The sequence below is a fragment of the Pandoraea norimbergensis genome (assembly GCF_001465545.3).
GTDB lineage: Bacteria > Pseudomonadota > Gammaproteobacteria > Burkholderiales > Burkholderiaceae > Pandoraea > Pandoraea norimbergensis.
Genome location: NZ_CP013480.3, coordinates 3079189 through 3092949 on the forward strand (window position 1 = coordinate 3079189; position 13761 = coordinate 3092949).

13 protein-coding genes are annotated in these 13761 nt (G+C 61.1%); 4 read left to right on the forward strand and 9 right to left on the reverse strand.

All coding sequences use genetic code 11. The annotated features are described in order from the left end of the window. Positions 1–285 precede the first annotated feature (285 nt). Together AT302_RS13270 and AT302_RS13275 are read right to left on the reverse strand one after the other, a co-directional pair. Entirely contained in the window at positions 286–3303 is a 3018-nt protein-coding gene (locus tag AT302_RS13270; RefSeq protein ID WP_058378857.1) for a putative bifunctional diguanylate cyclase/phosphodiesterase, read from the reverse strand. 224 nt (positions 3304–3527) lie between these two features. Continuing rightward, positions 3528–4382, reverse strand: a complete 855-nt coding sequence (locus AT302_RS13275; protein ID WP_058378858.1) for an N-acyl amino acid synthase FeeM domain-containing protein — start codon at positions 4380–4382, stop codon at positions 3528–3530. A gap of 345 nt (positions 4383–4727) precedes the next feature. Here AT302_RS13275 and AT302_RS13280 point away from each other — a divergent pair, with 345 nt between their 5' ends. Together AT302_RS13280 and AT302_RS13285 are read left to right on the forward strand one after the other, a co-directional pair. Beyond that, entirely contained in the window at positions 4728–5252 is a 525-nt protein-coding gene (locus tag AT302_RS13280) for a MarR family winged helix-turn-helix transcriptional regulator (RefSeq protein WP_058378859.1), read from the forward strand. Between the two features lie 236 nt (positions 5253–5488). Next, positions 5489–6964, forward strand: coding sequence for an MDR family MFS transporter (locus AT302_RS13285; RefSeq protein WP_237172189.1), 1476 nt, complete (start codon positions 5489–5491; stop codon positions 6962–6964). A 44-nt stretch (positions 6965–7008) separates the two neighbouring features. Here the strand turns inward: AT302_RS13285 and AT302_RS13290 are convergent, their stop codons facing one another. Next, a complete protein-coding gene (locus AT302_RS13290) occupies positions 7009–7584 on the reverse strand; it encodes a fasciclin domain-containing protein (protein WP_407668849.1) in 576 nt (191 codons plus the stop codon). Positions 7585–7717: 133 nt separating this feature from the next. Further along, positions 7718–8095, reverse strand: coding sequence for a hypothetical protein (locus AT302_RS13295; RefSeq protein ID WP_058378862.1), 378 nt, complete (start codon positions 8093–8095; stop codon positions 7718–7720). A 231-nt stretch (positions 8096–8326) separates the two neighbouring features. On the opposite strand from AT302_RS13295, the gene AT302_RS13305 reads away from it, so the two are divergent. Continuing rightward, positions 8327–11020 carry an autotransporter family protein gene (locus AT302_RS13305; protein ID WP_084656223.1) on the forward strand — a complete coding sequence of 898 codons (2694 nt, stop codon included), beginning with the start codon at positions 8327–8329 and terminating at the stop codon, positions 11018–11020. Positions 11021–11023: 3 nt separating this feature from the next. Then, complete coding sequence (locus tag AT302_RS13310) at positions 11024–11422, forward strand: nuclear transport factor 2 family protein (RefSeq protein WP_058378865.1); 399 nt, start codon at positions 11024–11026, stop codon at positions 11420–11422. A 126-nt stretch (positions 11423–11548) separates the two neighbouring features. On the opposite strand, the gene AT302_RS13315 is transcribed toward AT302_RS13310, so the two are convergent. The 5 genes from AT302_RS13315 to AT302_RS13335 all read right to left on the reverse strand — a co-directional run bounded on the left by AT302_RS13315 (position 11549) and on the right by AT302_RS13335 (position 13761). After that, a complete protein-coding gene (locus tag AT302_RS13315; protein WP_058377617.1) occupies positions 11549–11932 on the reverse strand; it encodes a Mor transcription activator family protein in 384 nt (127 codons plus the stop codon). A 2-nt stretch (positions 11933–11934) separates the two neighbouring features. Further along, complete coding sequence (locus AT302_RS13320) at positions 11935–12513, reverse strand: gp16 family protein (RefSeq protein ID WP_064675042.1); 579 nt, start codon at positions 12511–12513, stop codon at positions 11935–11937. Continuing rightward, a complete protein-coding gene (locus AT302_RS13325) occupies positions 12510–13217 on the reverse strand; it encodes a DUF2786 domain-containing protein (protein ID WP_058377616.1) in 708 nt (235 codons plus the stop codon). Before AT302_RS13325 ends, AT302_RS13320 begins: the two co-directional genes overlap by 4 nt. 62 nt (positions 13218–13279) lie before the next feature. Then, positions 13280–13555: an HU family DNA-binding protein gene (locus AT302_RS13330; protein ID WP_058377615.1), complete on the reverse strand. Its 276-nt coding sequence runs from the start codon at positions 13553–13555 to the stop codon at positions 13280–13282. After that, the gene (locus AT302_RS13335; protein WP_058377614.1) at positions 13552–13761 is read right to left on the reverse strand and encodes a hypothetical protein; all 210 of its coding nucleotides are present in this window, start codon (positions 13759–13761) and stop codon (positions 13552–13554) included. Before AT302_RS13335 ends, AT302_RS13330 begins: the two co-directional genes overlap by 4 nt.

Below are 13761 nucleotides of genomic sequence, written 5' to 3' on the forward strand. Positions count from 1 at the left end.
GATGAACCGGATTTGTCTCCAGTCGCGTCGATGAACAAATTCTGCCACCCGTTCTTTACGCGGGACAAGATTTATCCCAAGTGGAATTCTTACGACGAGTTACGTCCTGATGACGATATTGTGGAGGTCACTTGACAGCGCAAAGCCCCATTCTGCCGGGCTTGCGCGGAAATCGGCACGCTCTGAGAGGCGCCGAAATGAAACTTCGCGGAAATAAATCATTGCGCGGAATACGTGCAATCCGGCAGGCAGAAATACTTCATACGACCGTAGGGGGAACAGACCCTAGTGCAGCGCTGTGCTGCCACGCTCGCTCGGGTAGTAGGCCTGCCCCAGCTCGACGAGCAAGGCGGCCAGTTGCGGGTCGCGCACGAAACTCGCGGCCGATTCGGCGGCAAGTATCGCCTCAGGCGTCTGCGGACGTGCAATCAGGAAGCCCTGCACGTAGTCGACGCCCAGCTCGGAGAGCGCTTCGAGCGTGGCGGCATCTTCCACCCACTCGGCCACGCTGCGAATGCCGAGATTCTTGGCCAGCGCCACGATCGCCTCGACGATGGCCAGATTGGCCGGGTGAGCCGCCATGCTCTTGACGAAGGCACCGTCGATCTTGATCGCATCGACGGCCAGATCCTTGAGATACGAGAAAGAACTGAAGCCCGCACCAAAGTCGTCGAGCGCGATGCGCCCGCCCATCTGGTGGATGCGGTCGACAAAGCGACGCGTATTGTCCAGATCGTGGAGCGCCACAGTTTCGGTAATCTCGATGCACAACAGACCGACCGCGCGCTCATGCGCCGCAAGCGTCGCAAAAATGTCGCGAATGAAATGCTCGTCGTTGAGCGATGCACCAGAAAGGTTCACGCACACGAACTGCGTCTTCGACAACTGCTCACGGTGTGAGTCGATCCACGTGAGCGTGTTCGTGAGCACCCATTTGTCGATCATGCCGATCGTGCCGTTCTCTTCTGCCGCACTGATGATGCGCGACGCGGGCACGATATTGCCCTCGCCGTCACGCATGCGCAGCAGCACCTCGAAGTTGAGCGAGCCGCTGGGCGCGGCCATCTCCATGATCGGCTGCATTTCCAGGAAGAGCGTGTTGGGCGTGAGGCCCGCATCCAGGGCGTCGATGAGCCGCAATTCGGCCAACCGTTCGCGAAACGCCGCTGCGCCTCGCTCGTAGACGACCAGTTCACGCCGGCTCTTCTTGGCTTCGCGGCAAGCGCGATCTGCCGACGAGATCGCGTCGGGCACGCGCATGTCGGTGGTCAGCTCGATCACCCCTGCCGACGCACGCACCTGAAACGCCCGCTCGCCAATCTGGTACGGCTCGCCGGCGATCGCGTCGACCAACCGGCGCGCCACGGCAGCCGCTTCCTTGATGGTGGCATCGCGAAACACCACAATGAATTCGTCGCCGCCGGTACGCCCGACACTCTGGTCGGCCGACAGGCGCGAGCGCATGCGGTCACATGCCTGACGCAAGACTTCGTCGCCTGACGCATGGCCGAACAAATCGTTGACCAGCTTGAAGCGGTCCAGATCGAGATAGGCCAGCGCCGCAGGGCGAGCGTCGGAGAGCGTGCGAATCGCCTCGCCCAGCGACTTCTCGATGCCGCGCCGGTTCGAGACTCCGGTGAGCGGGTCGTTCTCGGCCAGATACCGCAACTGCTCCATCGTCCGCGCGCGCTCGGTGATGTCCTGCAACGAGCCCTCGATACGGCCATCAGCGAAGATCGCCTTGACCAGATATCGACTCGTGCGGCCGTCATCGCGCGGCAACGACAGGATTTCCAGCTCCGACTCGTCGCTGTGCTGCGCAACGTCGAGCAGCATGCGCCAGGTGTTTTGTCCGAAGAACTGATCCCAGCGGTAAGTGCGGCCCTCGGTGCCCGGAATACCAAGCATCGTATGCAGCGCGGCATTGCCCCGCACGAACGTGCCCTGATCGTTCAGCGTGAAGAGACCGACCGGCGTCACGTCGTACGCATTGCGCAGTTCCGCCTGCGCTTCCAGCTTGCCCTGATGCTCGGCGCGCATCTGCTCCGCGATCGCCAGCGCCGCCATCAGACTCGAGAACAATGCCGCCGTCACGCTGTTGAGCGCGGTCGACAGTGCCCGCGCGTTGAACGCAGCGGCAATCACTTCGGAGAAAGTTGCAAAGAGCACGATGGCCAGCGACGCGCTGTACCAGATCGCGACTCGCGAGCGCGTGGCCACGAGAATGCGCACCAGCAGGAACAGCACGATCACGATACCGAGCGCCGCCACTGCCCACAGCACCGGGATGAAGTGCGCATACGGCAGCGCGATGGCCGCGCAGCAAAGCACAACGCCCGCCCACTGGAGAATCATCACGAGCCACTTCATGCCGACGCGGCGCAACTCTCGCTTGAAGAGTTGCGTGAAGAGCGAATACGTGAGGACGTAATAGATGGCGAACGTCGCCTTGCGCACCAGCGCGTCCCACTCGGTGGGGATGGCGCGCTCCAGCCATTGGGTGTCGGCCCCGAGCGAGTTCGCGGCAAGACGCAAGTTGCCGATCAGCCACGCCGCAAACAGGACGTACAGCCATTCCTTGTTGATGATGGCCGTGACGAGCACGAACGCCGAGAGCGTAAGCAAGCCGCCTTCGAGCAGCCCGTTACTGCGATGAAATTCCTTCTCGGAGATACGAAGTTCACTGGCTGGCCACGCGACGAGCGACAGATGGGCCGGACCGGAGAAGGTGCCTTCGCAAAGCAGCGTGACCGGCGCGGTCAGTGGCCCCAGATCGATGGCGAAACCGGCCTTCGACACACGAAATGCGCCGCTCACATCGCTGCGATCGGCGCGGCCGATGGCCGGGGCGTCCGGATTGCGCCAACAGGCCAGCGTCTGCGCGTGGCGCGAAGGGAATTCGATAACAGTGTGTTGCGCGTCGTCTACCGGTGGCACGGTGACGCGAAACCATACCGGCGTCTCCGACAGATGCGTGCTGTATTGATCGACGTTCGGTGTGCGCTCAAGTGCGCTCTGCACCATCGGTGGCGCCAACGTCGCGGGCAGATCGCCCAGTGCCTGAAAAGCGAGCGGCGTCGCGCCGCGCACAGCATATTGACTGTCCTGAAACAGCAACACGATGCCCGAGACCAGCATGATCGCGACGGGCACGGCATACAGGGAAACGGTGCGAAACAGTTCGTCGAGACGCGCCGTCACGCGCCAACGCCGCCGCGGGCTGCCAAAATTGGCCAGCTCGTCGGCAAGATCGTTCGCATTGTGGCCGTGATTGTCACGCTCGTTGCCGAGATCCCCCGCCATATGCCTTCTGTGCCCTTATTTCGTTAGTCGCCCCCGCGTGGTACGCCGGGCAAAGCGAACCCCAGAGGGGCCCGTCTTGCCGGCCGGGTGGGCCCCTGTCCCATGCCAAGCCCCGGATAGGGCTGGCACGGGCAGGCGTCTCACACCCGTACTGCTCGTCACCGCCGGCAGGTTCGACATCGCGTCGTTCGCACGCCGGGGCAACGTTAGTTGAAATAACGGCATTACACCGCCAGGCTGTAGCCTGCTGGTACGCATCCTACCGCGTCGGCACCAAAAGATAAATCCCGCAAATGCGCGCCAACACTGGCTTCGCCCGGTGCTGACCGGTCAAACGCGACCGATGCATCCATGGCAGGCATGCCCAGACGCAAGTCCGGATGATGCGTCAGGCACATATAGCCGAACAGCGGATGTCCTGCCGCTTGCCAGCGCGTGCGGGCATTTGCGACGTCCAATGCCAGTACACGGTGACCGATGCCGCCCACATGCGCCATCGGAATGAGCGCCTGCGACGGGAACACATCGACGAACATCAGCGCTTCATATTGACGATGCAACGGCGGACGCGCGGTGATCACCATCCAGTCGATACGCGAGAGCAGGCAGTACTGATAGAACGCCTTGAAGAGCGCAGTCTTCACGGCCCGGCCCACCGGGCCCGCCACCACGCCCAAGCGAGTGGCTTCGGCGAGTGCCGCATCGCCCAGCCATTCCGGCAACGGTGCCGAGTCTTCCAGATGCAGCGCCTGATAGCGGTTGGTCTGAATGCGCATCGTGCCGATGACCGCACCGTCCAGACGGGCACGGGCTACGAGCACGATGGAGCCGGGTTCGCGATCGCTCGCCTCGGGCTCGCTCAGCGTCGCGGCCAGATCGGGCAGATGGCGGCCATAAGCCGCCTGACGCATGGCGACGGCATCGCGCAGTCCGGTTTCGTCACTGGCGATGGTGACGATGAACGGCAGCGATTCTTCGCGCAAATCCGCCTGATTGGCGAAGTTCGCCGCCCCGCGGGCGGGGAAATTGTCGACTTCGGTGATCGAGAGGACATCGGAAGCTTGTGAAAGGTCAAACATGATTGACACTCCTTAGGGTCAAGAAAGGGCTAGGTGCCACGCTATGGCGGTCGCGCCTAACGCATCGCACCATTCCTTTCTTGTTCCGCCGAAGCAATGTGTCAAGTGCTTATTTTCCTTACACTTTTTACTTTTACTGCGGTTGAGCGCAACGCCCCACGGCAACCACCCCGGGAATGCCCGTCGCGCCGAGCAAAACCCGCCAGCCGTCCCCCGAACGGCCCCGCTGTCCTGCCCGCATGTCACCTATTTGCCACAGTTGCCGTCCTAAGAGAGACTCTGGCAAAATGATAAACCTGTTTACTAATTTGTCTGCCGGCGAGGCCATACCGGTAGGAGTCCGCCATGCCGAAAATCGATTGGTCGTCCCGCTTCGGCACGCTCGTCCATGACGTGGCCCGGGTGCACTCGCGTCTGTTCGACCGGCGCGCCCGAGGCAATTTCGATCTCACCCGTGCGCAATGCCGCGTGCTCGTGATGCTGCACCGCTACGGTGTACAGACCCAGGCCGAACTGGCCGAACGCATGGAGTTGACCCCCATGGCACTCGTCAGACTGCTCGACCGGCTCAGAGAGAAGGCGTTGGTGCGCCGTGAACGCGACCCCAACGACAAGCGCGCTCACCTGCTGTATCTGACCGAGGCGTCGGAAGCCAAGATCGACACGATCGTCGCCTTCGCGGGCATGGTCGAGCGCGACGCAATGGCCGACCTCACCCCGGCAGAACGCACCGAACTGTCTCGCTTGCTCGGCAAGGTGCTCACGAACCTGACGCGCGCGGAGGCGGCCTGCCCGCCGACATCGACCACGCCCAGATACACCGACCGCACCGACCGCACCGACCGCACCGACGACGAAACAACGGAATAAGGAATCTTTAAGGAGTTTTGAGAAACCCGTGAAGGAGACAGCGCGCCGATCGCCTGACATCGGCCCGCAAGCGCACCGCAGCCCTGCCGGTCCCGGCGAACACGCTTGGGACGACAGCCACGCGCGGTGCGACAACAACAATAGGTTCGAAGCATTCCACCCGAGGTAATACCGTGTCTTCCCCGCAAAGCGCCGGCGACGCCAACAAGCATCGCGCGCTGGTCAGTATTTCCGTCATGCTCGCGACGGTGCTGCAAACGCTCGACAGCACCATCGCCAACGTTGCCCTGCCCCACATGCAAGGCAGCCTTTCCGCCTCGCAGGACTCGATCACCTGGGTACTGACGTCGTATATCGTCGCCGCCGCCATTGCCACGCCGCTCACCGGTACGCTCTGTGCGCGCTTCGGCCGGCGCCGGGTGTTTCTGTGGTCGGTCGCCGGCTTCACCATCGCCTCCGCCCTATGCGGTATGGCGCATTCGCTCACGGAAATCGTGGCGGCGCGCCTGTTTCAGGGCATCTGTGGCGCGGCACTCGTGCCGCTATCGCAAGCGACCATGCTCGACATCAATCCGCCGCACAAGCATGGCTCGGCGATGGCGGTATTCGGCATGGGGGTGATGGTCGGACCGATTCTCGGGCCGTCGCTCGGCGGCTGGCTCACTGACAGCTACAACTGGCGCTGGGTGTTCTACATCAATCTGCCGATCGGGTTGATCGCGTTTCTCGGTATCGCCGCATATCTGAAAGAACCGCCCGAAGCGAAGGCCGGAAAATTCGATGCGCTGGGCTTCGTCACACTCGGGCTGGCGATCGGGCTACTGCAATTGCTGCTCGACCGGGGTGAGCAGCAAGACTGGCTGAATTCGACCGAGATCTGGCTGGAGATGCTCGGGGCGATCATCTGCTTCGCGTATTTCATCGTGCACACGTGGACCGCCGATGAGAACTCGTTCTTCAACCGGGCCTTGCTGCGCGATCGCAACTTCAACACCGGCATCATCTACATCTTCGTCGTCGGGATCATTCTTTACGCCACCCGCGCCTTGCTCCCGCCGATGCTGCAAAGCCTGTTCGGTTATCCGGCCATCCTGACCGGGCTGGTCACGGCGCCATCCGGGGCGGGCACGATGGCCGCGATGCTGATCGTCGGGCGCCTCGTGGGCAAAGTCGACGTGCGTTATCTGCTCGGGTTCGGCTTCGCGCTCACCGCCTATTCGCTTTACATGATGGCCGGGTACACGACGACGCTCAGTCCATCGGACATCGTCTGGCCGGGCGTTATTCAGGGCTTCGGGCTGGGGTTCGTGTTCGTGCCGCTCACCACCGTCACGTTCGCGACGCTACCGGGCGCACTGCGCGCCGACGGGGCGGCGATTTACAGTTTGTCGCGCAACATCGGCAGCAGTATCGGCATCTCGGTCGTGCAGACGCTGCTCACGCAGAACACGCAGGTCAATCACGCGGTGCTCTCCGAACACATCACGCCGTTCACACAGGGACTGGAATCGTACGCACAGACGTACGGATCGGCAGCTATCGCCGCCCTCAATGCCGAAGTCACCCGGCAGGCGGCGATGATCGCCTATCTGGATGACTTCAAGCTGATGATGATTCTCACGCTGCTGGTCATGCCGCTATTGCTGTTTATTCGCATGAAGAAGAAGCAGCCGGGCGAAGTCGAGGAAATGGTGCACGTGGCGGCAGATTGAGCGAAACCGCATCGATCACGTGCGTCCGCATTAGCGCGTCTACATTAGGGCATCAACACCTTGTCGACCACGTGAATGACGCCGTTCGATTGCATGACGTTGCCGATGGTGACATTGGCGACACCGCCTTTGTCATCGGTCACGGTCAGGTGATTGCCTTGTTGCATGACGGTGAGCGAATCGCCTTCCACCGTCTTGAGCGTCGCGCGGCCACCGCCGTCGCTCACGGCTTTCATCAGATCTTGTGCAGTAAGACGGCCGGCCACGACGTGATACGTGAGGACTTTGTCGAGCGTCGGTTTGTTTTCAGGCTTGAGCAGCGTGTCGACGGTGCCGGCGGGCAGTGCCGCGAAGGCTTCGTTGGTCGGTGCAAAGACCGTAAAGGGGCCGGGGCCGGAGAGCGTGTCGACCAGCCCGCCCGCCTTGACTGCGGCAACTAACGTCGTGTGATCTTTCGAATTGACGGCGTTCTGGATGATGTTCTTCGAGGGGTACATTGCCGCCCCGCCGACCATAACCGTCTTCTCGCCATCCATCGCCGCAGACGCCACAGACACCATGGCGGCCTGCCCGCCCATGACCACGGCGATCGCGAGCACAACTCCGGAAAATCCGGACATTTGACGTGTTTTCATTCTTTCACCCGATTCATGGCGCTTCGCAAGTTGGAAGCACTCAGACATACGAGTGGGAGTGAATGGCGGATGCGTCGTCCGAAAGAAAAGACTTGAGCGCGCCGGGGCGTGCCTGACGTTACGTCTTCTTTCTAGCCGAACGGCGTTTGCGCGGTTTGGGCTCGACGCCGATGCGAGCGTCGCCCGCCTGTACCAGCGCCGTCATCGTGTGCGCGACGGCTTCAAATGCCGGGTCCGACTGCGGCACGTACAACCATTTGCCCAACACCGGATGAGGTTGCAACGCGGGAATCTCTGCCATCAGCGACGCATGATGGTCCTGCGAGGTGCAGACCAGCAAGCCGTCCCACGGCGAATCGCGATCGGCGGCAATCAGACAGAGCAAACCTCCCACATAAGCGGCGTCGCTGCCGAACATCCGCTTGTGAATGAACGTTTCGTCGCGCTCGAAAGCATCGAATATCCAGAGCAACGAATTACGCACGGAAGATGGCATAAATATCGAACTCCTTATTTTTAAAAAAACAAAACTAAAAAATCAATTACAAAACAAAAACTTACCAAACAAGAATCATTCAATCGATAGCATTAATTTCTTAATATCAGACGATCGTAACAGTCGTATTTTTAAGATCACAAGGATTTGTAATTATTTGATTTACAAGCTAATTTGAAGGCGCCCGGATGTACTCACTGAATTAAAACTATTACCCGCAGGAGTACAGCCATGAGAAAGCCATTCCACGCAACCGGCGCGCTCGCCGGTTCGCATTGCCAACGCCCGCTCAGACCCGTGATATTGGCGATATCACTGTGTGTGGCCGGCAGTGCCCGAGCCGCCTGCGACAACGTCACCCCCGCCAGCGGCACCACGGTGACCTGCACCGGGACGGACGGTGTCGTCGCCGCCCAAGCAGGCAGCACCAACGTGAGCGTCAATGTCACGCAAGGCAGCACGATCTCATCGACGCGCACCACACCAAACGTTGCCACCATTACCGTCGATTCGTCGAGCACGATAACCAACGCCGGCACCGTCAGCATCGTTGGCACGACCAGCGCCGGGCGCGGCGCGGCCATGCTGGGTGCCCACGATTACAACACGCTGGTCAACACGTCGACCGGCGTCATCACAGCCAACGGTGCGCAAGACGACGGTATGGCCATCAATGGCAATCACGGAACACTTACGAACAACGGCAGCATCACCGTCTCTGGCCCAAATTCGGATGGCATGACCGTGGCCTGGGGGCAAGCCTCGGGCCTCGGTCTGTACAGCACCGTCATCAACACCGGCACGGTTACCGCCAACGGCAGCGGCAGCCGTGCCATGAGCGTCGTGGGCGGGCAAAGCACCGTGACCAACTCCGGCACGTTGCTCACCACTGGCGGCACGGCGTCGAATCGCTCGTTCACGGTGTTCATGCAAGGCAACAACAATCAACTCACCAACAGCGGCCGCATCGAAGCCCAAGGCATCAACAGCGACGCCGTCGTGTCGAACACCGCACTGGGATTCACCTCTTCGATCGTGAATCAGGCCGGTGGCCAGATCATCAGCCAGCAAGGTTACGGCATTCGCACGGTGAACGGCACGATCTCGATCACCAACGCCGGGCTGGTGCAAAGCAATGCCGGCACGGCCATCTACATGAACCCGGCGGCCAAATCGAACACACTGACGCTGCAAACCGGCTCGCAAATCATCGGTACGGCAGACGGCGGCACGAGCGCAGTCAGTACGTTGATTCTGCAAGGCACCGGCACCGCGAGTAACGCATTCGTCAATTTCGGAACCTTGCTCGCGCAAGGCAGCAACTGGACCTGGAGCGGCAGCGGCAACTTCAACACCGCTCAACTCCAGAGCGGCACGTTCAACCTGACGAGCACGTTAGGCGGCGCGGCCACCACGATCGCATCGGGCGCCACGCTGACCGGCACGGGCACCCTTACCGGCAACGTCACCAATGCAGGCACCGTACACCCCGGCGACGGCAGCGGTAATGGCACGCTCACCCTCGTGGGCAACTATACGGGCCAGAGCGGCACGCTCGCGATCGACACGGTATTGGGCGACGATAGTTCGCGCGTCGCCCCGCTCACGGTGAGCGGCGGCGTCATCGGCGGCAACACGTCGATCAATGTGAATAACCTGGGCGGGGGCGGCGGGCTCACGACAGGCAACGGTATTCCGATGGTGAGTGCGGTGGGCGGCGCGACCTCGTCGGCATCGGCGTTCGCGCTTGGCGCACCGGTCTCCGCGGGGGCTTACACGTACATGCTTTACAAGGGCGGCACGACGGCAGACAGCGCAAATAGTTGGTATCTGCGCACCACCGTGCCTGTGACCACCCTCGTCACGACGACCGATCCGGTCACCGGGGCTCAGGTCACCGAAGTCCTCGCGCCGGTGGCAGCCAGTCCGGGCGCCCCCGCCGCACTCCCGGCCGGAGACACGCCCGCACCGATCTATCGTGTTGAAGTGCCCGTTTATTCGGCCATGCCGGATCTCGCACGCACAGCCGGTTTCGCGCAAATGGCGACGTTCCACGAACGACAGGGTCAGCAAGGCCTGCTCGACGAGCGCGGATGGCTGACCGATGGCTGGGTGCGCGCGTGGGGACAAACGGAGCAACTGCGCGCCAAAGGCGACGTGACGCCGCAATTCGACGGCAACATCGGGGGCGTACAGATCGGCCACGATATCTTCGCGAGCCGGGCTGACAGCGGACACAGCGATCACGTCGGCGTGCTCGGTGGCTGGACGCGGGCAACAGGCGACGTGCAAGGGTTTGCGCTCGGCACGAACGACACTGCGGCGGGCTCTCTGTCGCTCGACATGTACAGCGCGGGGTTGTACTGGACGCACGTGATGCCCGGTGGCGCGTATACGGACGCCGTCGTGCTCGCATCAGCGCTGCAATATCAGACACGTCCGATCAGCGGATTGAATCGCGACGTGAACGGCAAGGCGCTTGCCGCGTCGCTCGAAGCTGGCTGGCCGATCCCGTTGACCTCGACACTCGCCCTCGAGCCCCAGGCGCAGATCATCTGGCAACATCAGTCGATCGACAATTTCAACGACAGCATCTCGAGCGTGGCATTCGACAACACGAACGCGTGGCTGGCGCGTATCGGCGCACGGCTTGAGGCCAATTACGACGGCGCGCGCGGGCTGCTTCGCCCTTACCTGCTGTTCAATCTCTTGCATACCTTCGGCAGCGACGGGCGAGTCGTCTTCGGCGGCACCACCCCGATCGTGACCAATGCCAACAGCACCTCGGCGCAATTCGGCATCGGTGTGGCCGGCCGTTTCAACAAATCGGCGAGCGTATACGGCACACTCGCCTACCTGACACAACTCGATAACACGCGGCAGCAAAGCGTCTCTGCGACGCTGGGGCTGCGCTGGACCTGGTAACTCATGTCGAAGACGGAAAGCCACGAAGATATTGCGGCCGTTGAACTCGCCGAACACGCGCTGGCACGCGCACATCTCGACTTGACAGCCGGACTCGACGTTATCGAGTCGCTGCTGCATCCCGATTACGTCATCATCCAACCGGGAGGTGTTATGGAGACGAAAGCCGATGTGCTGGCGTCGTATCGCACCGGCACACGGCATTGGGATACCGCGCAAGTCGATCAGCTTCGCTCGACCCAATACGGCGAGACGATCATCGTCGTCGGGCGCTGGTGTGCGAGCGGGCATCACGGGGCAACGTGGTTTGATTATCAGGCGAGGTTCGTGTCGGTTTGGATCAAGACCGTTCGCGGTTGGCAGAACATCACGTACCAGTCGACGGAAATTGAGAGACGTTGAGATATTTGACCAGGGGACGAAAGATAAATGGGACTAACCGGGATGATATGGGAAGAACCCGGACGGCCCCACAGAAAATGACTTGCAACGGGCGAAAATACAAACGGGCCACGATTGGCCCGTTTTTTACTCAGCGAACATATCCCCCTGACGCCGGGCCATCTCCTCCTGGCGGACCGTTTTCACGATCTTGTAGATCCACTGCAGGGAGACACCATACTTGCGAGCAAGCTCGCTGTGGTTTGCGCCATTGAAATCGTCATAGATCTGGCGATCTCGCTGCGAAAGCTTGTAGGACAGGCCCATCGGGAAATAGATGTTCTGACCACCCCAATGAGCCGCCATGCGGTCGGCAATTTCACGCGCGACCTGAACCGCCAACTCATCGGTCAGGCCACCACACTCCTTCAGCGCTTGTGTGCACTGATCTGCGAGGTCAATCAGCAGCTCCGGCCCCTTGCTTTTGAAATCGCCTTTAAGACGGCTATCGTGGAATGCACCATCAGCCATGTCTATCTCCCTTGCGTCAAAATGTCGTTCAGCCGCTCCCAGGCAGCCTGCATCGGGTCGAACGTTCCCGATGCGAATGCATGGCTGAGCGCGGTATTCAACTGCGCCCGCTCCACGTCAGTGATTTCGCCAACCTGCGGAACCATGTCTTTGACGGCTTGCGGCAGAAACCGCATTGCCCAACGCTTCATGGACTCGATCAGACGCTCGGCCTGTTCTCCGTCAATCCACTGCAAGGCGTCCACACCGGTGATGCGCTTGACGTAGGCGGCCAGCGCTTCCTCGGTCGGATTTCGGACTGCCTGCAGTTTGTGCAGGAACAACCACAGCGCGCGGATCTTTTTGCTCTGCCGATCCTGAGCCATCGCTCGGGACGGCTTCGCTTTGGAACGCACCTTAAACCCGCAACGTTTCAGGTGCTCCAACACGCGCTCCAGTTCTGGAATGGCAAGTTCGGCGCTGGAGGACCGCTTTCCAACGCGCAGCAGGATGTCACGATAGGTGTCGTCATCCATCGACAAATCATGCTTGGCGACGTGAATCAGCCGGATCAGGCGCTGGCGTTCGCCTGGCCGACTCATTGCGCGGACTCCAGTGCCAGAGGTTGAGCGCCCGCGCTGATGCCTCGGTGGAGTTTGGCGTCCTGGCCCGACAAGCGGCCGGCAACATAATCGCCATACTCATGATCCCGAAGGCGTCGGCCACCGTTGCGATCGCGTGGTTGCAGATTCTTGAGCGTCGGATAATGGACTTCCAAATAGGCACCGATAGCGGCGCTCTGTTCGGCTGTGCATGAAAATGCAGCGATGGCGCCGGCGACCACACGTACCCATCCCTCACTGAACAGATCTGCACGTCGAGTTTTGGTGGCCCCCTTGCAGCGACCAAGACGTTCGCGAATATGGTTTGCACGCGCCCGCTTTGCCTGGCTGCTCAGCACCGCGAACGCATACCCGGCGACTTCGGGCGCGGCTTGACACCCGATGAAACACCATTCTCCGGACACGGCCCAACCACTTCCGGAGAAGATGACCACACAATTGAAAGCGTCGCCGATGTTCTGCGCCAGCATGGTCTCCCACCGCGAGGGGCGGCTCCTTACCCCGGCTTTGGCGCGCCGCTCGTCGGCACCGGTCGCCTGGAGGTGTGTTTCGGTCAGGCCATGCGCCTCCATCAGCTTGCGTGCCTGGCGTAGTGCCGCTTCGGCCTCGTGCTCATTACAGCTGGCCGAGAGAGCAAGGCACTTCTTGATCTTGTCCAGAATTTTGCTGTGATCGCTCGTCATTGTGGTCTCCGTCAATCGTTTCCCGAAGCTGCCCGCGAGGGTGAGCAGCTTGAGGCAACGGTTTAACCTGCCGCAGCATCCTTGAGCGCCTTGGCCGGCGTGAATTTCGGCACCCGCTTTGCGGCGATCTGAATCGCTTCGCCGGTCTTCGGGTTACGGCCGATCTTCGCTGCTCGTTCCGCCAAGGTGAACTTGCCCAAGTCGGGGATCATCAACTGCTTTCCGACGCCAATGTGGTTCAGCACCGTGGCGCTGAGCGCGTTGAGTACCGCTTCCGCTTGCTTGTTGGTCACATCTGCGTTGTTCGCCAACTGCTTGATGAGTTCTTGCTTGTTCATTGCTTTTCCTTTCGTCTGGACTGCTGGTTGGTGGTAAATCCTTTCGATTGCGACGGCTTTCGCTCTGCGCCCCCGAGCGACGTCGTTGCACCGGCGACTTGTTGAACCATCGCTTCAAAGAGCACATTCGCTGCACTGCCCGTCGCTCGAATCGTGGTGCCGTTGCGACTACGCTTTACGATCACGGTTCCTGTGGTCTTGCTCAT